At 67.0% G+C, this 22,387-nt stretch carries 23 protein-coding genes; 4 read left to right on the top strand and 19 right to left on the bottom strand.

The genetic code is table 11. The annotated features are described in order from the left end of the window. Positions 1-2: 2 nt before the first annotated feature. From hfq to ACWGRX_RS01940, 3 genes are all read right to left on the bottom strand, one after another. Complete coding sequence (gene hfq, locus ACWGRX_RS01950; RefSeq protein WP_066469118.1) at positions 3-251, bottom strand: RNA chaperone Hfq; 249 nt, start codon at positions 249-251, stop codon at positions 3-5. A gap of 196 nt (positions 252-447) precedes the next feature. Continuing rightward, on the bottom strand, positions 448-1,815 hold the full coding sequence (ntrX, locus tag ACWGRX_RS01945) for a nitrogen assimilation response regulator NtrX (RefSeq protein WP_291645446.1): 1,368 nt from the start codon (positions 1,813-1,815) through the stop codon (positions 448-450). Next, positions 1,812-4,061 carry a sensor histidine kinase NtrY-like gene (locus ACWGRX_RS01940; protein WP_452116201.1) on the bottom strand — a complete coding sequence of 750 codons (2,250 nt, stop codon included), beginning with the start codon at positions 4,059-4,061 and terminating at the stop codon, positions 1,812-1,814. Before ACWGRX_RS01940 ends, ntrX begins: the two co-directional genes overlap by 4 nt. 253 nt (positions 4,062-4,314) lie before the next feature. Between ACWGRX_RS01940 and ACWGRX_RS01935 the strand changes: the two genes are divergently transcribed. After that, entirely contained in the window at positions 4,315-5,115 is an 801-nt protein-coding gene (locus ACWGRX_RS01935; protein WP_452116200.1) for a bestrophin-like domain, read from the top strand. A 77-nt stretch (positions 5,116-5,192) separates the two neighbouring features. Here the strand turns inward: ACWGRX_RS01935 and ntrC are convergent, their stop codons facing one another. The 3 genes from ntrC to dusB all read right to left on the bottom strand — a co-directional run bounded on the left by ntrC (position 5,193) and on the right by dusB (position 8,801). Further along, entirely contained in the window at positions 5,193-6,644 is a 1,452-nt protein-coding gene (gene ntrC / locus ACWGRX_RS01930) for a nitrogen regulation protein NR(I) (protein WP_452116199.1), read from the bottom strand. Between the two features lie 23 nt (positions 6,645-6,667). Continuing rightward, positions 6,668-7,720, bottom strand: coding sequence for a two-component system sensor histidine kinase NtrB (locus ACWGRX_RS01925; RefSeq protein ID WP_291641862.1), 1,053 nt, complete (start codon positions 7,718-7,720; stop codon positions 6,668-6,670). Positions 7,721-7,829: 109 nt separating this feature from the next. Further along, positions 7,830-8,801: a tRNA dihydrouridine synthase DusB gene (gene dusB / locus ACWGRX_RS01920; RefSeq protein WP_452116198.1), complete on the bottom strand. Its 972-nt coding sequence runs from the start codon at positions 8,799-8,801 to the stop codon at positions 7,830-7,832. Between the two features lie 265 nt (positions 8,802-9,066). On the opposite strand from dusB, the gene ACWGRX_RS01915 reads away from it, so the two are divergent. Together ACWGRX_RS01915 and ACWGRX_RS01910 are read left to right on the top strand one after the other, a co-directional pair. Continuing rightward, positions 9,067-10,254: a bifunctional 2-C-methyl-D-erythritol 4-phosphate cytidylyltransferase/2-C-methyl-D-erythritol 2,4-cyclodiphosphate synthase gene (locus tag ACWGRX_RS01915; protein WP_452116503.1), complete on the top strand. Its 1,188-nt coding sequence runs from the start codon at positions 9,067-9,069 to the stop codon at positions 10,252-10,254. A gap of 4 nt (positions 10,255-10,258) precedes the next feature. Beyond that, positions 10,259-10,756: a CinA family protein gene (locus ACWGRX_RS01910; RefSeq protein WP_452116197.1), complete on the top strand. Its 498-nt coding sequence runs from the start codon at positions 10,259-10,261 to the stop codon at positions 10,754-10,756. Here the strand turns inward: ACWGRX_RS01910 and ACWGRX_RS01905 are convergent. The 5 genes from ACWGRX_RS01905 to ACWGRX_RS01885 all read right to left on the bottom strand — a co-directional run bounded on the left by ACWGRX_RS01905 (position 10,748) and on the right by ACWGRX_RS01885 (position 13,316). Then, on the bottom strand, positions 10,748-11,218 hold the full coding sequence (locus ACWGRX_RS01905; protein WP_291645451.1) for a type II toxin-antitoxin system RatA family toxin: 471 nt from the start codon (positions 11,216-11,218) through the stop codon (positions 10,748-10,750). The two genes, ACWGRX_RS01910 and ACWGRX_RS01905, sit on opposite strands and share 9 nt — an antisense overlap. 13 nt (positions 11,219-11,231) lie before the next feature. Continuing rightward, positions 11,232-12,233: a lipoyl synthase gene (gene lipA / locus ACWGRX_RS01900; protein WP_291641838.1), complete on the bottom strand. Its 1,002-nt coding sequence runs from the start codon at positions 12,231-12,233 to the stop codon at positions 11,232-11,234. A 94-nt stretch (positions 12,234-12,327) separates the two neighbouring features. Continuing rightward, positions 12,328-12,603, bottom strand: a complete 276-nt coding sequence (locus ACWGRX_RS01895) for a GlsB/YeaQ/YmgE family stress response membrane protein (protein WP_291641836.1) — start codon at positions 12,601-12,603, stop codon at positions 12,328-12,330. A 76-nt stretch (positions 12,604-12,679) separates the two neighbouring features. Continuing rightward, on the bottom strand, positions 12,680-13,021 hold the full coding sequence (locus ACWGRX_RS01890; RefSeq protein WP_291641834.1) for a GlsB/YeaQ/YmgE family stress response membrane protein: 342 nt from the start codon (positions 13,019-13,021) through the stop codon (positions 12,680-12,682). A gap of 46 nt (positions 13,022-13,067) precedes the next feature. Then, complete coding sequence (locus ACWGRX_RS01885; protein WP_291641832.1) at positions 13,068-13,316, bottom strand: GlsB/YeaQ/YmgE family stress response membrane protein; 249 nt, start codon at positions 13,314-13,316, stop codon at positions 13,068-13,070. Positions 13,317-13,616: 300 nt separating this feature from the next. On the opposite strand from ACWGRX_RS01885, the gene ACWGRX_RS01880 reads away from it, so the two are divergent. Then, complete coding sequence (locus ACWGRX_RS01880) at positions 13,617-14,240, top strand: hypothetical protein (protein WP_452116196.1); 624 nt, start codon at positions 13,617-13,619, stop codon at positions 14,238-14,240. Positions 14,241-14,249: 9 nt separating this feature from the next. On the opposite strand, the gene lpdA is transcribed toward ACWGRX_RS01880, so the two are convergent. From lpdA to ACWGRX_RS01840, 8 genes are all read right to left on the bottom strand, one after another. Beyond that, complete coding sequence (gene lpdA, locus ACWGRX_RS01875; RefSeq protein ID WP_452116195.1) at positions 14,250-15,689, bottom strand: dihydrolipoyl dehydrogenase; 1,440 nt, start codon at positions 15,687-15,689, stop codon at positions 14,250-14,252. A 74-nt stretch (positions 15,690-15,763) separates the two neighbouring features. Beyond that, the gene (locus tag ACWGRX_RS01870) at positions 15,764-16,456 is read right to left on the bottom strand and encodes an SGNH/GDSL hydrolase family protein (protein ID WP_452116194.1); all 693 of its coding nucleotides are present in this window, start codon (positions 16,454-16,456) and stop codon (positions 15,764-15,766) included. Between the two features lie 7 nt (positions 16,457-16,463). Beyond that, a complete protein-coding gene (locus tag ACWGRX_RS01865; protein WP_452116193.1) occupies positions 16,464-17,828 on the bottom strand; it encodes a pyruvate dehydrogenase complex dihydrolipoamide acetyltransferase in 1,365 nt (454 codons plus the stop codon). Further along, the gene (locus ACWGRX_RS01860; RefSeq protein WP_291642359.1) at positions 17,819-18,181 is read right to left on the bottom strand and encodes a hypothetical protein; all 363 of its coding nucleotides are present in this window, start codon (positions 18,179-18,181) and stop codon (positions 17,819-17,821) included. Before ACWGRX_RS01860 ends, ACWGRX_RS01865 begins: the two co-directional genes overlap by 10 nt. 24 nt (positions 18,182-18,205) lie before the next feature. Further along, positions 18,206-19,615, bottom strand: a complete 1,410-nt coding sequence (locus ACWGRX_RS01855; protein ID WP_452116192.1) for a pyruvate dehydrogenase complex E1 component subunit beta — start codon at positions 19,613-19,615, stop codon at positions 18,206-18,208. 65 nt (positions 19,616-19,680) lie between these two features. Continuing rightward, positions 19,681-20,772 (bottom strand): pyruvate dehydrogenase (acetyl-transferring) E1 component subunit alpha, encoded by a 1,092-nt coding sequence (gene pdhA / locus ACWGRX_RS01850; RefSeq protein WP_452116191.1) that lies wholly within the window; start codon positions 20,770-20,772, stop codon positions 19,681-19,683. Between the two features lie 174 nt (positions 20,773-20,946). Next, positions 20,947-21,258, bottom strand: a complete 312-nt coding sequence (locus ACWGRX_RS01845) for a septum formation initiator family protein (RefSeq protein ID WP_452116190.1) — start codon at positions 21,256-21,258, stop codon at positions 20,947-20,949. 34 nt (positions 21,259-21,292) lie between these two features. Beyond that, entirely contained in the window at positions 21,293-22,372 is a 1,080-nt protein-coding gene (locus tag ACWGRX_RS01840) for a hypothetical protein (protein WP_452116189.1), read from the bottom strand. Positions 22,373-22,387 lie beyond the last annotated feature (15 nt).

Genomic DNA, 22,387 nt, shown 5'->3' with positions numbered 1-22,387 from the left:
GCTCAGGCCTTTTCCTGTTCCTCGGACTCGAACAGCTGCACGGGGTGACCCGGCATGATCGTCGAGATCGCATGCTTGTAGACGAGCTGCGAATGGCCATCGCGGCGCAGCAGCACGCAGAAATTGTCGAACCAGGTGACGACGCCCTGAAGCTTCACGCCGTTCACGAGGAAAATGGTGAGGGGAATCTTCTGTTTGCGGACGTGGTTGAGAAACGTGTCCTGGAGATTCTGAGCCCGCTCTGCGGCCATGTTGTGCCTCTGTTGTTGGGATCGCAATCGGCTTGCGCATGCGATCCAGATCGTTCCGTTGGGAGCACGGCGACAGCCGCCGAGCCTCGGAACACCGACGCTCCATTAGATCGTGAGGGCGCGATGTCGCGCAAGGGTTGCGGTGCAACAATTTTAGGCGACCGCCCTGCGTGAAACGCATTGCGGACGCGCTATGCTACCCCACTCCCAGCGATTTCAGCTTGCGATGAAGGGCTGAGCGCTCCATGCCGATGAATTCCGCCGTGCGCGAGATGTTGCCCGAGAAGCGGGCGATCTGCGCCATCAGATACTCCCGCTCGAAAATCTCGCGGGCGTCGCGCAGCGGCAGGCTCATCAGCTTTTCGCCGCCCGCTCCCGACGGCGTGGTCGGCACCATCGCTCCAACCTCGGCCGGCAGCATCTCCACGGTGATCTCAGCACCGGGATCGCCCTTGGTCAGGATCATCAGGCGCTCGACATTGTTGCGGAGCTCACGGACATTGCCGGGCCATTCATGCGATTGCAGGATCGCCATGGCATCGCCGCCGATGCGGCGCTTGGGCAGGCCGCTGGCCACCGAGATCTGCTCCATGAAGAACTCGATCAGCTCGGGCACGTCCTCGCGTCGCTCCGACAGCGCCGGCACCCGGATCGGCACCACGCCGAGGCGATGGTAGAGATCCTCGCGCAATTGCCCTTCGGCGATCAGCCTGACGAGATCGCGGCTGCTCGAGGAGATGATCCTGACGTCGACATGGACGCGCGTCGCGCCGCCGACGCGCTGGAAGTTCTGGTCGACCAGCACGCGCAGGATCCGGTTCTGGGTCTCGCGCGGCATGTCGCCGATCTCGTCGATGTAAAGCGAGCCGCCATGCGCCTCCTCGAGCGCACCGACCCGGCGCGAGCGCCCCTCGCCGCCTTCGACGCCGAAGAGCTCCTCTTCCATCGTCTCGGGCGTGATCGTCGCCGCGTTGATCACGATGAACGGGCCGCCGGAACGGGTCGAGGCTTCGTGCAGCGTCCGCGCCGTCAGCTCCTTGCCGCAACCGGGCTCGCCAGTGATCAGCACGCGCGCATTCGTCGGCGCCACACGTTCCAGCGTCTGCCTGAGCTGATTGATCGCGCTCGAACGGCCGACGATCCGGCTCGCCTGGACCGAACGCGTCTTGAGGTCTCGCACCTCGCGACGCAGTCGCGACGCCTCGAGCGCGCGCTCGGCGACGAGCACCAGCCTGTCAGCCTTGAACGGCTTCTCGATGAAGTCGTAGGCGCCGTGCTTGATCGCCGAGACCGCGGTCTCGATGTTGCCATGGCCGGAGATCATCACCACGGCGAGCTCGGGATGGCTCTCCTTGATCAGCTCCAGCACCTGCAACCCGTCGAGCCGGCTGCCCTGCAGCCAGATGTCGAGAAAGACCAGATTCGGCCGCCGCGCGGCGATCGCCGCCAGGGCCTCGTCGGCCGAACCCGCCTTGCGTGTCCGGTAGCCCTCGTCCTCCAGCAGGCCGGCGACGAGTTCGCGAATATCGGCCTCGTCGTCGACGACGAGAATGTCAGCGCTCATGCCTTGGTCCCGTTCATCTGTCCTCCGGCTGTTTCCGCCGGTCTATTGCGCGTTTCTGAGTTCACTTCGCCGCTCTCCGCCGGCCCGGTCTCGACGAACCAGAGCCTGACATGCGCGCCGCGGGCGTTGTCGGGCCGGTCGAGCAGCTCGATGCCGCCGCCATGGTCCTCGAGGATCTTGCCTACGATGGCGAGGCCGAGACCGGTGCCGCCGTCGCGGGTCGTCATATAGGGCTCCAGCAGCTTGTGGCGCTGGTCGGCCGGCAGACCCTTGCCGTTGTCGAAGATGTCGATAACGATTCGGCCATCGCCGTGGCGTTCCAGGGAGATATCGATGCGGCCCTTGCCGCGCTCCTCGCCCGGCACCGCCTCGATCGCCTCGGTCGCGTTCTTGATGACATTGGTCAGCGCCTGCGACATCAGCCGGCGATCGAACTGGGCGAGCAGCGGCTCGGCCGGCAGGCGGTCGGCAATGATGAGTTCGGGATTGCCGACGCGCATCAGGAAGACGATCTGGCGCACCGTCTCGACGATGTCCTCCCGCGCCAAAGAAGGCTTCGGCATGCGCGCGAAGGAGGAGAATTCGTCGACCATGCGGCGGATATCGTCGACCTGGCGCACGATCGTCGCCGTGCATTGATCGAAGATCTCCTTGTCCTCGACGATGACCCGGCCGAATTTGCGGCGGATGCGCTCCGCCGAAAGCTGGATCGGCGTCAGCGGATTCTTGATCTCATGCGCGATCCGGCGCGCCACATCGGCCCAGGCCGCCGTGCGCTGCGCCGTGACGAGATCCGTGATGTCGTCCAGCGTCACGACCAGTCCGGCACCGGCCCCCTCGCCTTCGCGCACGGCCCGGATGTTGACCATGCGGTCGCGTCCGCCGCGCGTGATCACGACCTGACCGGAGCTCATGCGTTGGCGGTTGGCCATCGCCTCCGAGACGAACTCCGCGACCTCCGGCGCAATCTCGGCGATCGGCTGCCCGAGCAGGCGCCCGCCCGTCCCGAGCAGAGCGTCGGCGGAGCGGTTGCTGATCGTCACATGCCCGCCCTCGTCCAGGCTGAGCACGCCCGATGAGACGCCGGACAGAACGGTCTCGGTGAAGCGCCGTCGGCGGTCGATCACCTCGCTCGCCGTCACCAGCCCGTCGCGCTGCCGCCGGAGCTCGGCCGTCATCTTGTTGAAGGTCTCGCCGAGATGGGCGAGGTCGCCCTCGGCTCGCCGGATCGGCACCTGCACGTAGAAATTGCCGCTGGAGACCTGATCGGTGGCGTGGATCATCCGTCGGATCGGCGCCACCAATCCGTTGGCGAAGTTCAGCCCGAGCCAACTCGCCGAGAGCAGGAGGATCACCGCGATCAGCCCGTACATCGAGGCGAAGGCGATCTGCACGCCTTTGCGACGCGCATCGATGCCGAGATACTCCACCGCCGCCGCCCGGGCGACCGCCGGGAACTCGACCGCCAGCGGGTCGACCTCGCGCGCGACATAAAGAAATGCACCGTCATAGGAGGCGAGCTTCACCAACGCGCCGAAGATCCGTCCTGTCGACGGCACGACACAGATCGGCTCCGGCGAAGTCTGGGCATCCTCGAAAGCGGCGGCATCGGGTTTGCTGGCGCCGCGCAGCACGTCGATATTGGCCCGCACCAGCACAGTGTCCGGTGGCTTCATGATCCAGACCACCGGCAGGCCCAGCGCCGTGGCGCGCGCCGTCAGGAAATTCTCGAACCAGGGCCGATCCACGTCGAAGGCCGGCTTGGCGCGCGCGAGATCGTCCGCCAGCAGGCGGATTTCCCGGCCGAGCGAGCGGCACTGGTTCGCCGTATAGGCATCGGCGACCTCGACCGACTTGAAGATCACATCGCGCATCCGGTCCGAGAACCAGGGCTCGAGGCCGCGCTCCAAGGTGACGGTCGCGACCACGGCGACCAGAGCGGCCGGCAGGGCGGCGACGATGCTGAACAGGCTGACGATGCGCACATGCAGGCCGGCGGCCGCGACGCCCGCCCGCCGGGCGCGGATCAGCACCGCCGCCTCGATGGCGACGATGACCAGCAGCAGCAGGATCAGGAAGCCGTTGAGGACGAACAGGCCGAGCACGACCTCATGGACCGGCGCCACCGGTGTCGCGCCGGCCAGGACGAGGAAGGTCGCAAGCCCGGAAACCAGGGCGAAGCAGACCACCGTCGCCCCGAGCCAGGCCGAGAAACGCCTGGGAGGCTCTTCCGTACGCGGCGTCATGCGAAGGTCGCCGATCGAGGCAGTCAAGACGAGGTCGAAGCTCCTTGGACGCCCCCCGTCGGAATGCGGGCCGGGCGAACGGACGCTCTGATGCGCCGCCGCAACGGTGTTGTCAAAATATGACACGGGCAAGGCAGGAAACCTTGCCGGCTGGAGCTCCGTGAAAGCCAATCTGTTGAAGCCCGGATAGGGCCTCTATGCCCCCTCGCAGACTGTCTCTAGCCTGCGCATAAGACGGATCCCAGAGGCCATCATGCTCATCGCCTTCCATCAACTACCGTTGGCCGCGATGTTCCTGGTCGTCTGGTCGATCAGCACTGCGATCTGTTGGCTGCTGATCGGCCTCGTCCGGTTCGCCGTGCCGCGCATGGGCTACCGGTTGAGCGAGCCGCTGCCGATTCGCGATTCCCTCATCAATGCCTGCGGCGCGCTCTTTGCCCTGATCGTCGCCTTCTCGGCGGCGGGCATCTGGAACGACGCCGTCTCCGCCCGCACTGCGGTTCAGCGCGAGGCCGATGCCGTCGAGAACGCCTTGGTCGTTTCGGCCGGCTTGCCGGACGAGGTGCAGAGCCGGTTGAACGGCGGTCTGCAAGCCTATCTCAAGGACGTCATCGCGACCGACTGGCCAGCCATGGCCAGGAGCACGCCGCTCGACGACAAGGTCTACGATCAGTCGGAAAAGCACCTGCTTGGCGCGATCGACCTGATCGCCCGGCAGAATCGCGCGCTGGGCGACGGGACGAGCTATTCACCGCTGCTCGGTCAATTGCTGGAGATCCGGCACGCCCGGCTCGCCCGCCTCGCAGCCTCCCGGGCCGGTACGACCTGGGCGCAATGGAGCGCGATGTGGCTGATATCGACGGCGACCCTGCTATTGATCATTATCTGCCACAGCCACACCTTCCGGATGCAGATCCTGGCCTCGCAGATCTATGTGCTGGTCGCCGCTGCGGCCTATTTCGTGGTCCTGGCGCATGACAGGCCGTTCGTCGGCAAGATATCGATCCAGCCGATCGCCATGCAGGGGCTCGTAACGCAGTCGGCTGCGAGGTGACTGGCCTGGAGCGTTTTCTTCACGCCAGGCGCCACCCTGTTCGCTCGAAAAATGCTCCATCATCTTCGCCCGCAGCCTCAACGCGGCGAGCGCACCACCTGCATGTCGAGCTCGCGGATCTTCTTGCGCAGGGTGTTGCGGTTCAGGCCGAGCAGCTCGGCGGCGCGGATCTGGTTGCCGCGGGTCGCCGCCAGCGCTGCCGCGATCAAAGGCGGCTCGATCTCGCGCAGGATACGATGATAGAGCCCCGGAGGCGGGACATGGTCGCCGAAACCCGAAAAATACTGGGTGAGATGACGCTCCATCGAGCCTGAAAGCGTCTCCGCGCGTTCCTGCCCGCCGCCGGAGCCGGCATAGTTCGGCGTCGCCGCGGCAGGTTGCAGCTCCGCCTCGACGATCGGCGCCGTGATTGTCTCCTGCGGATAGAGTGCCGCCAGCCGCCGGACGAGGTTTTCCAGCTCGCGGACATTGCCCGGCCAGCGATAGCGCCGCATCACGTCCATCGCCTCGGAATCGATCTGCTTGCGCGGCAGGCCTTCCTTCTCGACCAGGCCGAAGAAATGGCGGACGAGGTCCGGCACGTCCTCGACCCGCTCGCGCAGCGGCGGCAGGCGGATCGGCACGACGTTCAGCCGGAAAAACAGATCCTCGCGGAACAGCCCATGCGCGATCGAGATGCGCAGATCCTTGTTGGTCGCGGCGACGATGCGGACATTGGTCTTGATCGGCGTGCGCCCCCCGACCGTGGTGTATTCGCCCTGCTGGAGCACGCGCAGCAGCCGCGTCTGGGCCTCCATCGGCATATCGCCGATCTCGTCGAGGAAGAGCGTGCCGCCCTCGGCCTGCTCGAAGCGCCCGGAGGAGCGGGTCAGCGCTCCGGTGAAGGCGCCCTTCTCATGGCCGAACAGCTCGGACTCGATCAGGTCCTTCGGGATCGCCGCCATGTTGATCGCGACGAAGGGCCCGTTGCGGCGCTTGCCGTAATCGTGGAGCGCCCGCGCCACCAGCTCCTTGCCGGTCCCGGATTCGCCGTTGATCATCACGGTGAGGTCGATCGGCATCAGCCGTGCCAGCGCGCGGTAGACGTCCTGCATGGCCGGCGAGCGGCCGATCAGCGGGATGTCGTCGGGCTCAGCCGCGTGCCCGCGCCCGACCTCGCCGCGCGGGCGCGACAGGGCGCGGCCGACGATCGCGACCAGTTCCTTCAGGTCGAAAGGCTTGGGCAGATATTCATAGGCGCCGCGCTCGGAGGCCTTGATCGCGGTCATGAAGGTGTTCTGCGCGCTCATCACGATGATCGGCAGCTCGGGCCGAACCCGCTTGATCCGCGGCAGCAGATCGAAAGCGTTGCCGTCGGGCATGACGACGTCGGTGATGATCAGGTCGCCGAGCCCCTGGGCCGCCCAGGTCCACAAGGTTGCCGCCTGTCCGGTGGTTCTGACCTCGTAGCCGGCGCGAGCGAGCGCCTGGTTGAGGACCGTGCGGATGGCGGCGTCGTCATCCGCGATGAGAATGTTACCCGTCGGCATGCAGCTCTGCTTCCTGGTGGCGCTTAGCCTGCCTGACGCTCGCGCGCTTCGTGCAGGGGCAGTCGGATCCGAAATGTCGTACGTCGCGGCACGGACTCGCACTCGACGATTCCGCCGTGATCGCCGATCACCTTGGCGACGAGTGCAAGTCCAAGGCCACTGCCCTGAGCCTTGGTGGTGACGAAGGGATCGAACAGATGGGCGTGCAGATCGGCAGGGACGCCCGGGCCGTTGTCGCGCACGCCGATCTCCAGCGGCAGAGCGAGCCGCGCATGCGATCCCGGCGCCTGCATGCGGATGCCCGGCCGATAGGCTGTGGTCAGCGTGATCTCGCCGTCGATCGCATCGGAGCCGATCGCTTCGGCGGCGTTCTTGACCAGATTGAGCAGCACCTGGACGAGCTGATCGCGGCTGCCGGAGACCGGCGGCAGAGACGGGTCATAGGCCTCGCTGAAACGGATATGCCGTGCGAAGCCCGACTGCGCCAGCCGCTTCACATGGTCGAGCACGTCATGGACGTTGACCGGGCCGCGCTCGCTCGGCCGCTCGTCGCCGAACAATTCGACGCGCTCGACCAACTTCACGATCCGGTCGGCCTCGTCGCAGATCAGCTGCGTCAGCAACCGGTCTTCATCCGGCACCGAGGTCTCGAGGAGTTGCGCTGCGCCGCGAATGCCGGAGAGCGGGTTCTTGATCTCATGCGCCAGCATCGCGCCGAGCGCGGTGATCGAGCGGGCTGCTCCGCGATGCGTCAACTGCCTGTCCATTTTTTCGGCAATTGTCCGTTCTTGCAGCAGAAGCACCACCGCTTCCGGCTGCCCCGGCAGCGGCGAGGCGAAGACGTCGACGATCCGGTCGAGCCCGAGCCGGGGCGAGCCGAGTTCGAGCCGGTACTCGCTGACGCCGGCGCCGCGCCGCTGAACCTCGTCGACGAGGGCCAGGACCGGCGAACCGAAGGCGATCAGATCCTGGAGCCGCTGGCGCTTCAGCACGACGGCGCTGGCCTGGAAGAAATCCTCGGCTGCCGTATTGGCATAGAGCACGGCATGCTCCTCCCCGACCACGACGACCGGCATGGGCAGCACGTTGAGCGCCTGGATCTCGAGAGAATCGAACAATGCGCCGCCCGGCGTCTCTCTGCTTTCGCCGAATATCGCCATGGTCATACGCGGTTTCCCCTGTGGTTCAGGCGGCTGCGCCGAGGCGCTCGGTCGAAAACAGGCGGTCGAGCGCCGCGAGCGCGCGGGACGGCTCGACCGTGGTCAGGAGCTCGCGCCGCGCCTGCTCATCGGGCTCGAGCCCGCAGGCCAGCGCCTCGTCGGCATAGGCGGCCAGATGCTTGCGGGCATGGCGGACGCCGACCTCCCGCCCCATCAGCGACAGCAGGCCCTCATAATGCTCGCGCGCCAATTCGGCCTTGGTCTCGACGGCGATCGCCTCGGGCTCGCGTCCGGCGAGCACCGCGCCGATCTGGCCGGGCAGCCAGGGACGTCCCAGCGCGGCACGGCCGATCATCACATAATCGGCGCCGGACTGTTCGAGGCAGTCGCGCGCCTGCGCCGCGGTCGCGATGTCCCCATTGGCCACCAGCGGAAAGGCACCTGCGGCGCGTACCGGCGCGATCGCCGCCCAATCGGCGACGCCCTTGTAGAATTGCTGGCGCGTGCGGCCATGCACGGTGATCGCCGCAGCCCCGGCCGCGACGGCACGCCGTGCGAGCTCAGGCGCATTGCGCGAGGCATCGTCCCAACCGAGCCGCATCTTGACGGTGACGGGCACCTTCACGGCCGCGACCACGGCCTCGACCAGCCCGATCGCATGGTCGAGATCGCGCATCAGCGCCGAGCCGGCCCAGCCTCCGACGACCTTCTTGGCCGGGCAGCCCATATTGATGTCTACGATCTCGGCTCCCGAGGCTTCGGCGACCTGCGCCGCCTCGGCGAGCCAGCGCGCCTCGCAGCCGGCGAGCTGCACCACATGCGGTGTCACGCCCGAGCCCTCGGCCCGCAGGCGCGCTTCCTCGCTGCCCCGCACCAGCTCGTCCGAGGCGATCATCTCGGAAACGACCAGGCCGGCGCCGAAGCGCGCGCTGATCCGGCGCATGACCACATCGGTCACGCCCGACATCGGCGCGAGGAAGGCACGGGCGGTCGGCATCAGCCCGCCGATGGCCGCAACCGCATCGCCTGATTTTGAGGCAGATTCCATTATGGTGATTTATTGGACATCTGCTGCGCTGCGCAAGGGAATTCTCGACAATGCTGCATTGCACCATGGTCGCACACCGATGGCCGCGACTGCATTTTCGATGTGCAGCAAGGTCGGCACAGACCATCGGGCCGGCAGGCCGCTTGGCTATCGGCGCTGCGCGGCCTATCACCCAGCACCAGCAGAATCCGGAGCTTCCGACGCATTCATGACCATGGCCGTAGCCGCCCTGATCGTCGCCGCCGGCCGCGGCCTGCGCGCCGGCGCCGAGGCGCCCAAGCAATACCGCCGTCTCGGCGGTCAGCCCGTGCTCTGCCGTGCGCTCGCGCCCTTCCTGGCCGAAGCCCGCATCGGCCCCGTTCTGGTGGTGATCGGCGCCAGGGACGATGCGCGCTATCGCAATGCCGTCGCGGAACTAGGCGAAGCCGAGCGCGCGCGCCTGCTGCCGCCGACCCATGGCGGCGAAACCCGCCAGGCTTCGGTCCGGGCCGGACTGAAGGCGCTGTCCGAGGCAGGCTTCGCCGGAGCCGTGCTGGTGCACGACGCCGCCCGCGCCCTCGTCTCGCCCGAACTGGTCCACAGGGCGCTCATCGCCGCCCGCAAGACGCAGGCTGCCGTCCCCGCCCTCGCCCTGACCGATACGGTGAAGCGGCTCGATGCCGACGGCCGCATCGTCGAGACCCCGCCGCGCGATCGCCTCGTCTCGGTGCAAACGCCGCAGGCCTTCGCCTTCGCGCCCCTGCTCGCCGCGCATGACGCGGCCTTCGCGGCAGGCGCTCACGGCTTCACCGACGATTCCGCCCTGATGGAATGGGCCGGCCACGAGGTCGCGACCTTCGCTGGAGACCCGATGAACCTGAAGCTCACCCATCCCGAAGACTTCACTGCCGCCGAGCTGCGGCTGGGGCGCAATCTCGTGCCCCGAATCGGAACCGGCTACGATGTGCACGCCTTCGCCGATGGCGACCATGTCTGGATCGGCGGCGTCAGCATTCCTCATTCGCGTGGCGTCACCGCGCATTCCGACGGCGATGTCGGCCTGCATGCCTTGACCGATGCGCTGCTCGGCGCCCTTGCCGATGGTGATATCGGCAGCCATTTCCCGCCGAGCGACCCGCAATGGCGCGGCGCCTCCTCCGACCGCTTCCTCGCCTTCGCGGCGGAGCGCGTCGCAGCCCGCGGCGGGAAGATCGACCATCTCGATCTGACGATCATCTGCGAGGCGCCGAAGCTCGGCCCGCATCGCGATGCGATCCGTGCCCGCATCGCCGCGATCGCCGGCCTGCGGCTCGACCAGGTCGGGGTCAAGGCCACGACCTCGGAGCGCCTGGGCTTCACCGGGCGCGGCGAGGGACTCGCGGCGCAGGCCTGCGCCAGCATCCGTCTGCCGGAACCGGAGTGAGAGCATGTTCGACCTCGAGACCCGTTCGCTGGCTGCCGAGCTCCTGAACATCTCGCGCGAGCGCGGCATCACTGTCGCGACGGTGGAATCCTGCACCGGCGGGCTCGTCTGCGGCGCCCTGACCGCGATCGCCGGCTCGTCGAGCGTGGTCCTGGGAGGCCTGGTCACCTATTCGAACGAGGCCAAGACCACGCTTGCCAACGTCCCCGCCGAGCTGATCCTGCGACATGGCGCGGTCAGCGAGCCGGTGGCGCGGGCGATGGCCGAAGGTGGAAGGGAACGGCTCTCCGCCCGCCTCGCCGTCTCGATCACCGGCGTCGCCGGCCCCGATGGCGGCAGCGAGGAGAAGCCGGTCGGTCTCGTGCATTTCGCCTGCGCCGGCGCAGACCGGACCCTGCATCGCGAAAAGCGCTTCGGGGCGCTCGGGCGCGACGAGATCCGCCGCCTCAGCGTGCTTGAGGCGCTCGACCTGCTGCGCGAGGCCTCGCTGACCTCAGCCTGAAGCGAGAGGCACCCCGGCGCCATAGACGGCGTCGGCCCGGCGCTCGAACGCCTCGGCGAATTTGCGGAAGGCCTTGTCGAACATCGCGCCCATCAGCAGGCCGAGCATGCGGCTGGCGAATTCGTAGGAGATGAAGAACACCACCTCCGAGCCCTTCTCGGCAGGTCGGAAGCTCCAGCGGTTCTCGAGATAACGGAACGGCCCGTCGACATATTCGACCAGGATCTTCAGATTGGCCGGATCGAGCGTCACCCGGCTGGTGAAGGTCTCGCGGATCGCCTTGTAGCCGACGGTCATGTCGGCGAGCAGCACCTCGCCTCCGCCCTCGCGCGGCGTTCGCCGGCGCACCACCAGCCCCTCGCAGAGCGGCAGGAATTGCGGATACTTCTCGACGTCGGCGACGAGAGCGAACATCTCGGCGGGCGAGTGCTTCACCCGCCTGGTGCTGTTGAACATCGGCATCGGAGAGCCGCTCTCAGGCGCCCGTCTTCGCGGCGCGCGCCGCACGCAGCTTGGCGAAATCCTCGCCCGCGTGATGCGAAGAGCGGGTCAGCGGCGTCGCGGAGACCATCAGGAAGCCCTTCACATAGGCGATGGTCTCGAAGCTCTTGAATTCGTCGGGGGTGACGAAGCGGATCACCGCATGGTGCTTGCGCGACGGCGCCAGATACTGGCCGATGGTGATGAAGTCGACCTCGGCGGAGCGCAGATCGTCCATCAGCTGGAGCACCTCGTTCCGCTCCTCTCCGAGGCCGACCATGATGCCGGACTTGGTGAAGATGGTCGGGTCGAGCTCCTTCACCCGCTGCAGCAGCCGCAGCGAATGGAAATAGCGGGCGCCCGGGCGCACCGTCAGATACTTGCCGGGAACCGTTTCGAGATTGTGGTTGAAGACGTCGGGCTTGGCCGCGACCACGACTTCGAGCGCGCCGGGCTTGCGCAGGAAATCGGGCGTCAGGATCTCGATGGTTGTCGTCGGCGAGGCCTCGCGGATCGCGCGGATCACGCGAGCGAAATGCTCGGCGCCGCCATCATTGAGATCGTCGCGGTCGACCGAGGTGATCACGACATGCTCGAGCCCGAGCTTGGCGACGGCCTCGGCGATCTTGCGCGGCTCCTCATGGTCGAGCGCCTCGGGCACGCCGGTCTTGACGTTGCAGAAGGCGCAGGCCCGTGTGCAGGTGTCGCCCATGATCATGAAGGTGGCGTGCTTCTTTTCCCAGCACTCGCCGATATTGGGGCAGCCGGCCTCCTCGCAGACGGTGACGAGCTTCTCGGCCTTCACGATCTTCTGGGTCTCGGCCCATTTCGGCGAGCCCGGCGCCTTGACCCGGATCCAGTCCGGCTTGCGCAGGATCGGATTCTCCGCGCGCTTCTGCTTTTCGGGATGGCGGACTTCGCCCTGCTTCGCCTCGGCCTTCGGATTGCCGATATTGGGACGCGGGTCGCGGTTCAGAAGGTCGAGCACGACGGCCATGGATGGGTCCGTTTCCTGCGGCCGCAGGAGAAGGCGGCCTCGCCGTCTAGCTAATCCCGATGGCGCGCGCGGGCAACCCGCCCTGCCGCGTGACTCAGTTGCGCAGGGCGCGCCAGACCACGATCAGCAGGCAGGCGCCGGCGATCGCGGCGGTCAGCGTGCGCCAGAAGCCGTAGACCGGGATCTCCAGCAGATCCGCAAGCCGGCTGCCGACGAAGGAGCCGGCGACTCCGACGATCATGTTGGTGAAGAGCCCATGATCGGAAGAGGTGACGCGCTCGGCGATCCAGCCGGCGACGATGCCGATCAGCAACGTCATGAAGAAGCCGTAGCCAGGCGTGCCGAGCGCCGCGACGATCTCGTTGTTCATGCTAGTCCCCCTGCCCTCGCCGGTCGCAATCCCCGCGACCGTGCGAACAACGCCGGCGGCGCCGGCCGGTTCCGCCTCAGGCTATGAAGCGCGCCAGCAGCACCACCAGGATCGCCCCGATCACCGCCATGGCCATGTCGTCGGCGAAGCGGGAACCCGTCGAGATCCGCCAGGCGGTGACGCGCACGATACCCTGGCCGACCAGCATGCCGAGCAAGCCGACCACGGCATGGCGCAGGAAGCCTCCGCCACCGACGACCAGGCTGGCGATGAAGCCGGCCGCCGTGCCGAAGGCAACCGGCGGCAGCAGCCGGCGCCAGTCGACCGCAAGGCCCCGCTTCGGCGGCAGGATCTCGACCTTGTCGTCCTCGATGATCCGGCCGGGACCGCGGGGTTTGCGCGTGCGTGTCGTCGTCATCGCAGCGATATGCCCATCGCGCTCGCCGGTTTCCAGAGGAAAGCGCTCAGGCGATCAGCCGGGCCAGCAGCACGACGACGATCGCACCGATCGTCGCGGTGACGATCTGCGAGATCAGCGGATTGCCGATGCCGAGATTGATGCCGAGGGCGCCGAGCAGGAAGCTGCCGACGAAGGCACCGATCAGGCCGGTGACGATGTAGCGGATAAGGCCTCCGCCGCCGACCACGATGCTGGCGAGCCATCCGGCGACGAGGCCGATGACGATGGCGACGAGGATTGCACGCATATCCATCGGAAACCTCCGGAAGCGATCGACCTTGTACCCGTTCGACGCAGCCCCTCGGACATGCGTCTCGGCCATGGAGAATAGACGGGAGCAGCCGGGAAACAACCGCCCGCGCGCCAAAGGCGCTTCCAAACCAGGCCTTCCGGGCGGTTGCGGTTGACGGAGCAGTGTTTTGGGAGTTCGCTGGCCGATCGGACTGGAGGCTCTGGCTCTGCGGCAGCGTGGAGGACGACGCCGGCCATGCCCTGTTGCGAAGGCACTCTCGCACCTGAAGGCAGAGCCCGTCCACGCCGTTCGGGCGTGCTGATGACGGGGGGCTTCCTTGCTGCCGCCTTCGGCGGCGCCCCTGCATCAATCGCCTCGGAGCGCGAAACGGAGCGGCGCTGGCATGCGACCGGCTATGTCAGTCGCTGGGTCGACACCGATCTTCTCGATGTGCCCAGCCGCGCCGTCACCGGCAATCTGAGCTTCTCGGACACGAATTTCGCCGGCGTCGGCCTGTCGCGCGTGGTCGTACCCTCCTTCTCGATCCCGCTGCCCTTCTCCGATTTCGCTTTCCGCGGCAACCGCATCGAGCTGGAAGGGCAGGTTCTCAAGCATTTCGGCGGCCAGAGCCATTGGGAGGGCACGCTGGCAGTGATGTTCCGCACCGGGCAAATCCCGCTCGGCGGCGGGCTCGGAGCCAATCTCGCCATCGCCGAAGGCCTATCGGTCGCATCCGAGCGGCCGCGCTTCGAGGGTGCGGTCGACGTCCGGCCGTCGCGGGTGCTGAACTATCTCGCCTTCGAGGCGGAGTTCTCGCACGCCTCTGCGCCGGGCGTCTCCTTCATCACCCGGCTGCATCACCGGTCCGGCGTCTTCGGCCTGATCGCGCCGAAGAAGTCCGGTTCGAACTTCATCGGCGTCGGGATCAGGATCGACCTGCGTTAGCGCCGCAGCTCAGGCGTTGAGCACCTTGCCATAGGCGTCGAGCACGGCCTCCTTCATCGTCTCCGACAGGGTCGGATGCGGGAAGATGGTGTGCATCAGCTCTTCCTCGGTGGTCTCGAGGTTCATCGCGACGACGAAGCCCTGGATCAGCTCGGTAACCTCGGGCCCGACCATATGGGCGCCGAGCAGCTTGCCGGTCTTGGCGTCGAAGATCGTCTTGACCATGCCCGAGTCCTCGCCGAGCGCCACGGCCTTGCCGTTGGCGACGAAGTTGAAGCGGCCGACCTTGAGCTGGTGGCCGGCTTCCTTGGCCTTCGCCTCGGTCAAGCCGACACTGGCGATCTGCGGGTGGCAATAGGTGCAGCCCGGGATCATCGCCTTGTCCATCGGGTGTGGATGCAGGCCCTTGATCGCCTCGACGCAGATCACCGCCTCATGCTCGGCCTTGTGCGCCAGCATCGGCGGGCCGGCGACGTCGCCGATCGCATAGACGCCCTTCACATTGGTCCGGCAGAGCCCGTCGATCGCGATCACGCCGCGATCGAGCTTCACGCCGAGCGCTTCCAGCCCGAGGTTCTCGACATTGGCGACGACGCCGACGGCCGAGATCATCCGCTCGGCCGTGATCGTCTGCTTGTTGCCCTTGTCGTCCTCGATATGGGCGGTGACGGAGTTCGCCCCCTTCTCGACCTTGGTGACCTTGGTCGAGGTCAGGATCTTCATGCCCTGCTTCTCGAAGGCTTTCCGCGCGAAGGCGCCGATCTCGGCATCCTCGACCGGCACGACCTGCGGCATCACCTCGACCACCGTCACCTCGGCGCCGAGCGTGCGGTAGAACGAGGCGAACTCGATGCCGATCGCGCCCGAGCCCATCACGACCAGCGATTTCGGCATGGTCGGCGGCACCAGCGCCTCGAAATAGGTCCAGATCAGCTTGCCGTCCGGCTCCAGCCCCGGCAGCACGCGCGGCCGGGCGCCGGTCGCGACGATGATGTGGTCGGCGGTGTAGGTGCCCTCGCCCTTGGCGTTCTTCGGCGCCGGCACCTGCGGCTGCATTGCCGGCTTCTTGGTCGGCGCGACCACGATGGTGTTGGCCTTGGTGAGCTTGGCCTCGCCCCAGATCACGTCGACCTTGTTCTTCTTCATCAGGAACTGGACGCCGTTGTTCATCCGGGCGGCGATGCCGCGCGAACGCTTCACCACGGCTTCGAGATCGGCCTTGAACGTACCTTCCAGCGTCAGCCCGTAATCCTTGGCGTGCTGGCCATAATGCAGGATCTCGGCCGAGCGCAGCAGCGCCTTGGTCGGGATGCAGCCCCAGTTCGAGCAGATGCCGGCGAGATGCTCGCGCTCGACGATCGCCGTCTTGAAGCCGAGCTGCGCCGCGCGGATCGCCGCGATGTAGCCGCCCGGGCCGGAGCCGATGATGATGATGTCGTAGTCAGCCATGGAAGGCACCTCGGCTCTGTCCTCCCATTTTCGGGAGGCGTTGACGTTGCGGGGCAAGGCCCCGGTAATTCCCTTTACGGACCGGTGATCCGCAGCGCCGGCCCACGCGCCGGCAGCGGCAGGCCGAGCAGCCCGTCGACGACCGGCGCAAGCGCCTGTCCAATGGCGCGGGTGTTGTCGGCGTCGAGATGGATGCCGTCTTCGCCGGTCACGCTCGCGACCACCGCCGCGTCGAAGAAGTGCACGCCGATCTCGTCGGCGATGCGCCGATAATACTTGGCCAGCAATGCCATCTTCTCCGGAGCGCCCTCCATGAAGAAGTTGGCTTCATGCTCGGGATCGTCGGGCATACGCACCACCGGCGGCGAGACGATCAGCACCTCCGGCACCGGCATGCCGGGCTCGACCGGCGGGCGCTGAGCCACCTGGGCCAGCATCCGCATCGAGCGGGCGACGTCGTAGGGCGCCAGCGAATGCTGGCGCTGGCAGTCATTGGTGCCGAGCATCAGGATGACGAGATCGAGCGGCGCATGGCACTCGATGAACAGCGGCAGCAGCGAGATGCCCGAGCGATAGGGCCGCAAGGGGTCCTCGAGCGCGATCCGCCGGCCGTTCAGCCCCTCCTCGATCACCGTGGCGTAGCCGCCGAGCGCCTTTTCCAGCACGCGCGGCCAGCGCACATCGTCGCCATGTCGCTCCGGCCGGTTGGCGATACGCCCCCAGGTCAGGGAGTCGCCGAAGGCGAGGATGCGGGCCTGGCGGGTCATGACTACCTCACACCAGCATCGCCATCGGCTTTTCGATATAGCCCTTGAAGGCCTGGAGCAGCTCGGCCCCGAGCGCGCCGTCGACGGCGCGGTGGTCGGTCGAGAGCGTCACCGACATCACCGTCGCGACCGCGAGCTGCCCGCCCTTGACCACGGCGCGCTGCTCGCCGGCCCCGACCGCCAGGATCGTCGCATGCGGCGGGTTGATCACCGCGGCGAAGTCCTTGACCCCGAACATGCCGAGATTGCTGACAGCCGACGTGCCGCCCTGGTATTCCTCGGGCTTCAACTTGCGGTTCTTGGCGCGGGCCGCGAGGTCCTTCATCTCGTTGGAGATCTGGGAGAGCGTCTTGTGGCAGGCATCCCGGACGATCGGGGTGATCAGCCCGCCCGGGATCGAGACCGCGACGCCGACATCGGCATGCTTGTGCTTCAGCATCGCGCCGTCGGTCCAGGAGACGTTGGCGTCCGGCACAGCCCGCAGCGCCAGGGCGAGCGCCTTGATTACCATGTCGTTGACCGAGAGCTTGTAGGCCGGCTTGCCGTCCTTCTCCGGAGCGGCAGCATTGAGCTCGGCCCGCAGCTTCAAGAGCGCGTCGAGCTCGCAATCGACCGTCACGTAGAAATGCGGGATGGTCTGTTTGGCCTCGGTCAGGCGGCGCGCGATCGTCTTGCGCATCCCGTCATGCGGGATCTCCTCATAGGAACCCGGCGCGAACAGTTTCTTGACCTGCTCGTCCGAGGGGCCCGAGGCGAGCGGCGCGGAAGCGGGCTTCGCCGCAGCCGGCGCAGTAGCTGCAGCCGCAGCCGGAGCAGCCTTGGCGGCCCCGCCTTGCTTGGCGGCCTCGATATCCTTCTCGACGATCCGGCCATGCGGGCCGGAGCCCTGGACCTTGCTGAGATCGATCCCGGCCTCCTTGGCGAGGCGGCGCGCCAGCGGCGAGGCGAAGGCTCGTTCGCCGGAGGCCGCTGCCGGGGCCTGGGCGACGGGCGCCGGAGCGGCGGCAGCCGCAGCTGCGGCCGGAGCGGATACGGCAGGGGCGGGCGTGGCCGCCTTGGCCTCAGCCTTTGGAGCCGGCTCGGCCTTGGCCGGAGCGGCGCTCGGCGCGGAGACGCTCTTGGCATCCTCGCCCTCGCCGGCGATCACGCCGATGACCTCGTTCACCGCGACATCCGCGGTGCCCTCCGGCACGACGATCTTCGCCAGCACGCCCTCGTCGACCGCCTCGACCTCCATGGTCGCCTTGTCGGTCTCGATCTCGGCGATAATGTCGCCGGCCTTGATCGTGTCGCCCTCCTTCTTGAGCCACTTGGCGAGGTTGCCCTTCTCCATGGTCGGAGACAGCGCGGGCATCAGGATGTTCACGGGCATGGCTGGAGGCTCGCTTTTTCCAATGCGATGAGCAGCATACGGCGGACGGTGCCCATGCCGAAGCTGAGGGAGACGAGAACGAAGGCGATATAGTCGAGACGTTCGAGCGCGGTGCCGGCGAGTGTCCGTCCCCCTATCAGCTCGGGCGCGAAGGCCTGGACCGATTCAGGGATGAGCGTCAGGACACCGGCCGCCGCCAGCACGAAGGAGATGAGGTCGACGCGGTGCAGGCTGAGCCTCGCCAGAGCGAGATCACGGGCGACCAGCGGGCGTGGCGCCAGCCGGCGCTTGGGCTGGACATAGGCATAGGCCGCCAGCCCCCCGAGCAAAGCGAGGGCGACCGAAGCGATCATGGCTCCGATCGTCAGCTGCACGCGTCAGGCCCTATAGCAGACGGCCTTGGCCGCCGCGACGACCTCGCCGACATTCGGAAGCGCGAGCTTCTCGAGATTGGCGGCGTAGGGCATCGGCACATCCTTGCCGGTGACGCGGGCGACCGGCGCATCGAGATAGTCGAAGGCCGCCTCCATGATCTTCATGCCGATCTCGGCAGTGACGCCGGATTGCGGGAAACCCTCCTCGACCGCGACGCAGCGATTGGTCTTCTGCACCGAGGCGATGACCGTCTCGATGTCCATCGGCCGGATGGTGCGGAGGTCGATGACCTCGGCCTCGATGCCTTCCTTGGCCAGGGCCTCGGCGGCGCCGAGCGCATAGGTCATGCCGATGCCGAAGGAGACGATGGTCACATCCGTCCCCGGGCGCACGACCTTGGCCTTGCCGATCGGCACCAGGAAGTCGTCGCCCTTCGGCACCTCGAAGGAGCGCCCGTAGAGGATTTCGTTCTCGAGGAAGATGACCGGATTGGGATCGCGGATCGCGCTCTTCAGCAGGCCCTTCGCGTCCGAGGCGCTGTAGGGCATCACGACCTTGAGCCCCGGCACGTTCGAATACCAGGCGGCGTAGTCATGGCTGTGCTGGGCGGCGACGCGGGCGGCCGCGCCGTTCGGGCCGCGGAAGACGATCGGGCAGCCCATCTGGCCGCCGGACATGTAGAGCGTCTTGGCGGCCGAGTTGATGATCTGGTCGATCGCCTGCATGGCGAAGTTGAAGGTCATGAACTCGACGATCGGCTTCAGCCCGGTCAGAGCGGCGCCGACGCCAATGCCGGCGAAGCCATGCTCGGTGATCGGCGTGTCGATCACGCGGCGCGCGCCGAACTCCTGCAGCAGGCCCTGCGTGACCTTGTAGGCGCCCTGGTACTCGGCGACTTCCTCGCCCATGACGAAGACGTCGGCGTCGCGGCGCATTTCCTCGGCCATGGCATCGCGCAGGGCCTCGCGCACCGTCATCGTGACGATTTCGGCGCCGGCGGGAAACTCCGACGAGGCATCATGCGACTTCGCCTGGGCTGGCACGCTCGAGGCCGCGGCCGAAACCGGAGCAGCGGGCGCTTCGACCGGCGCTGCCGGTGCGTGAGCCTCCGCCGCCTGCGGCGCGGCAGGCGCCTTCGCGGCGCCGCTCGCTGCGGCGTTCACGTCCTCGCCGTCGGCGGCGATCACGCCGATCGGCGTATTGACCGCGACATTCTCGGTACCGTCGGCGACCAGGATCTTGGCGAGGACGCCCTCGTCGACCGCCTCGACCTCCATGGTCGCCTTGTCGGTCTCGATCTCGGCGATGATGTCGCCGGCCTTGACCCTGTCGCCCTCGGCCTTCAGCCATTTTGCGAGCTTGCCCTGTTCCATGGTCGGCGACAGCGCAGGCATGAGAATGTCGATCGGCATGAACGCACCTGGATTTCTGGAAAGCCCGTTGGGCTGAAAAATGCGATTTGGGAGCGCAGCGCCGGTCAGGCCTGCGTCGGCTCCAGCAGAATGTCGGTGAAGAGCTCCGAGACGTCCGGCTCGGGATCATGCGTCGCGAACTCGGCCGCGTCGTTGACGATCTCGCGCACCTTGGCGTCGATCGCCTTGAACTCATCCTCGCCGACCTTGTGCTCACGCGTCAGGCGGCCGCGCACCTGCTCGATCGGATCGTGCTCCTCGCGCATGCGCTGGACTTCGTCCTTGGAGCGGTACTTCGCCGGGTCGGACATCGAATGGCCGCGATAGCGGTAGGTCTGCATTTCGAGGATGTACGGCCCCTTGCCCGAGCGGGCATGATCGATGGCGCGCTGGCCGGCGGCGCGCACCGCCCGGACGTCCATACCGTCGACCTGCTCGCCGGGAATGCCGAAGGAGACGCCGCGGCGCGAGAAATCGGTCTGGGCCGAAGCACGATTGACCGAGGTGCCCATGGCGTAGCGGTTGTTCTCGATCACGAAGACGACCGGCAGCTTCCAGAGCTGCGCCATGTTGAAGCTCTCGTAGACCTGGCCCTGATTGGCGGCGCCGTCGCCGAAATAGGCCATCGATACTCGCCCGTCCTGCCGGTACCAGTTGGCGAAGCCGAGCCCCGCGCCGAGCGAGACCTGGGCGCCGACGATGCCGTGACCGCCATAGAAGTTCTTCTCGCGGCTGAACATGTGCATCGAGCCGCCCTTGCCGCGCGAATAGCCGCCGCGCCGGCCGGTCAGCTCCGCCATCACACCGCGCGATTCCATGCCGCAGGCCAGCATGTGGCCGTGATCGCGATAGCCGGTGATGATCTGGTCGCCCTCTTTCGAGGCCATCTGCATGCCGATCACCACGGCTTCCTGGCCGATATAGAGATGGCAGAAGCCGCCGATCAGGCCCATGCCATACATCTGGCCGGCCTTCTCCTCGAAGCGGCGGATCAGCAGCATCTCGCGATAGGCGTGCAGCTCTTCTTCCTTGTCGAAGACAGGGATGTTGGAGATCGCCTTGCTCTCGCTCTTGCCCCGCGTGGCGGTCTTCGCCGGGGTCTTTCCGGCCACCTTGGCAGAATCGCCTGCCTTCGTCTTACGCGCGGCAATGGCCATAAGCAGTCCTCCGAAGCTCAACTGCTTCGGTTGTAGAGGAACGCAAAAGCCTTGGCGAGATGGACATCTCGCACTGCAACATGAGCTAGTTTGTTGATATATTTCAGAGATCGACGATTAACTTGATATCGGTTAATCGATCTTTTTGCGACTATCGTCGCCCCCTGAGCCGGCTCAGCGTCCCATCACCACGACATCGTTACGGTGGATACGGCCGAGCACGGCGCGCCCGCGCTCCTCCAGAAGATCGCGATCGACGGCCTGGTCGCGCATCAGGTTGAGGCGCTTTTCCCAGCCTTGCCTCTCGGCCGTCAGGGCGGCGATCTCGACCTCCATCTCGCCGAGCTTCTCGCGCAGGCCGCCGAGCGCCTCGAGGCCGCGCGCACCATGCTGGGCGTGGAACAGGAAATAGCCGACGACCGCGCCCGACACGAGGTAGAGCGCCAGAGCGATCAGGATGGAGCGGACGCCGCGACGTATGACCATGGCCTGACGCTAGAACGGCTTGGTTTATGGCGCGTTAACGAATGGGCGCCGACACCCGCAAGGCCGGATCGTCCGGCGCAGGCTCACCCTTGCCGAGTGCGATCAGATCGGCCTCGATCCGGCGGGCGATCGGCAGCCGGTAATGTGCCGGATCCCAGTAATTGGCATCCTCGCGGGTCAGGGACGAGACATGGGCGTAGTCGGCGACGACCGCCCCGTGCCGGGCCGCGATCGCGCCGATCTGCGCCTTGCAGGCAAGCTCCCGCTGATGGGCGGCAGTCCCCTCGCGAGGCAATGCGCCGCCATGGATCGGAGGCAGGACAAGGATGCGCCTGGTCTGCGACGGAAAGGCCGCCAGGGCCTGATCGAGCCAGGCCAGCGCCGGGAAACGCCATGTCGCCCGCTGTTCCGGCGTGACCACCTCGGCCGGCGTCAGCGGCGCAATCTCGGGCGCCTTGCCCTGGCTGCCGCGGTAGAGGTGGAAGCGGGCGCGGTCGAGATCATAGCTCGCCTCCGGCGGCGTGAAGACCTCGTAGCCGTCGCCGCGGATCCGCGGCGGCACCAGGCCGAAACGATTCCCGGCGAGCCTGACGGCAATCTCGAGCGTGGTGAAATTGAGCTGCTTTGCCCAGTCGTTCCAGCCGCTGTCGTCATAAAGCCAGGGCGGGAACGGACGCGGTGTCAGCTTGCGCGCCCCGCTCGTCGCATCGGCCTCGCACCAGGGCAGGTCGATGCCCCAGATCACGAGCTTCGGCGCCGCGGTCTTGCGCGCGAACAGTGCGGCGATCTGCACCTGCTCCCACGGGGTCGCCGCGTTCATGCCGAGATTGACGAACCGTGCCTGCAGGCCCTGCGACAGAATCGCCGGGTCGAGCAGCCGGATGGTCGAGGTTCCGATGATAGCGGAATCGAAGGCGCCGGACCGCACCAGCTGCGGGTACATGAAGCGCTGGTTGAGATCCATCAACGGGCGCGGCGACTCGCCTGCCTCGACTCGCACGCCATAAGGATCGAGCAGGGCGACGAAGCCGAAAAGCGTGCCGGCAACTCCGAGCGCAGCCAGCGAAAACGCCTTGATCCAGCCCGTCCAGCGGCGGCTATCGCGATTTTCCATAACTTCAGGCGCTCC

The organism is Allobosea sp. NPDC055594 (assembly GCF_053618995.1).
This window is presented reverse-complemented; position numbering and strand designations above follow the sequence as displayed.

What these genes read in the sequence shown, in the direction of transcription:
- hfq (WP_066469118.1), bottom strand. Translation starts at nt 251, where the DNA reads ATGGCCGCAGAGCGGGCTCAGAATCTCCAGGACACGTTTCTCAACCAC.
- ntrX (WP_291645446.1), bottom strand. Translation starts at nt 1,815, where the DNA reads ATGAGCGCTGACATTCTCGTCGTCGACGACGAGGCCGATATTCGCGAA.
- ACWGRX_RS01940 (WP_452116201.1), bottom strand. Translation starts at nt 4,061, where the DNA reads ATGACGCCGCGTACGGAAGAGCCTCCCAGGCGTTTCTCGGCCTGGCTC.
- ACWGRX_RS01935 (WP_452116200.1), top strand. Translation starts at nt 4,315, where the DNA reads ATGCTCATCGCCTTCCATCAACTACCGTTGGCCGCGATGTTCCTGGTC.
- ntrC (WP_452116199.1), bottom strand. Translation starts at nt 6,644, where the DNA reads ATGCCGACGGGTAACATTCTCATCGCGGATGACGACGCCGCCATCCGC.
- ACWGRX_RS01925 (WP_291641862.1), bottom strand. Translation starts at nt 7,720, where the DNA reads ATGCCGGTCGTCGTGGTCGGGGAGGAGCATGCCGTGCTCTATGCCAAT.
- dusB (WP_452116198.1), bottom strand. Translation starts at nt 8,801, where the DNA reads ATGCCGACCGCCCGTGCCTTCCTCGCGCCGATGTCGGGCGTGACCGAT.
- ACWGRX_RS01915 (WP_452116503.1), top strand. Translation starts at nt 9,067, where the DNA reads ATGGCCGTAGCCGCCCTGATCGTCGCCGCCGGCCGCGGCCTGCGCGCC.
- ACWGRX_RS01910 (WP_452116197.1), top strand. Translation starts at nt 10,259, where the DNA reads ATGTTCGACCTCGAGACCCGTTCGCTGGCTGCCGAGCTCCTGAACATC.
- ACWGRX_RS01905 (WP_291645451.1), bottom strand. Translation starts at nt 11,218, where the DNA reads ATGCCGATGTTCAACAGCACCAGGCGGGTGAAGCACTCGCCCGCCGAG.
- lipA (WP_291641838.1), bottom strand. Translation starts at nt 12,233, where the DNA reads ATGGCCGTCGTGCTCGACCTTCTGAACCGCGACCCGCGTCCCAATATC.
- ACWGRX_RS01895 (WP_291641836.1), bottom strand. Translation starts at nt 12,603, where the DNA reads ATGAACAACGAGATCGTCGCGGCGCTCGGCACGCCTGGCTACGGCTTC.
- ACWGRX_RS01890 (WP_291641834.1), bottom strand. Translation starts at nt 13,021, where the DNA reads ATGACGACGACACGCACGCGCAAACCCCGCGGTCCCGGCCGGATCATC.
- ACWGRX_RS01885 (WP_291641832.1), bottom strand. Translation starts at nt 13,316, where the DNA reads ATGGATATGCGTGCAATCCTCGTCGCCATCGTCATCGGCCTCGTCGCC.
- ACWGRX_RS01880 (WP_452116196.1), top strand. Translation starts at nt 13,617, where the DNA reads ATGACGGGGGGCTTCCTTGCTGCCGCCTTCGGCGGCGCCCCTGCATCA.
- lpdA (WP_452116195.1), bottom strand. Translation starts at nt 15,689, where the DNA reads ATGGCTGACTACGACATCATCATCATCGGCTCCGGCCCGGGCGGCTAC.
- ACWGRX_RS01870 (WP_452116194.1), bottom strand. Translation starts at nt 16,456, where the DNA reads ATGACCCGCCAGGCCCGCATCCTCGCCTTCGGCGACTCCCTGACCTGG.
- ACWGRX_RS01865 (WP_452116193.1), bottom strand. Translation starts at nt 17,828, where the DNA reads ATGCCCGTGAACATCCTGATGCCCGCGCTGTCTCCGACCATGGAGAAG.
- ACWGRX_RS01860 (WP_291642359.1), bottom strand. Translation starts at nt 18,181, where the DNA reads ATGATCGCTTCGGTCGCCCTCGCTTTGCTCGGGGGGCTGGCGGCCTAT.
- ACWGRX_RS01855 (WP_452116192.1), bottom strand. Translation starts at nt 19,615, where the DNA reads ATGCCGATCGACATTCTCATGCCTGCGCTGTCGCCGACCATGGAACAG.
- pdhA (WP_452116191.1), bottom strand. Translation starts at nt 20,772, where the DNA reads ATGGCCATTGCCGCGCGTAAGACGAAGGCAGGCGATTCTGCCAAGGTG.
- ACWGRX_RS01845 (WP_452116190.1), bottom strand. Translation starts at nt 21,258, where the DNA reads ATGGTCATACGTCGCGGCGTCCGCTCCATCCTGATCGCTCTGGCGCTC.
- ACWGRX_RS01840 (WP_452116189.1), bottom strand. Translation starts at nt 22,372, where the DNA reads ATGGAAAATCGCGATAGCCGCCGCTGGACGGGCTGGATCAAGGCGTTT.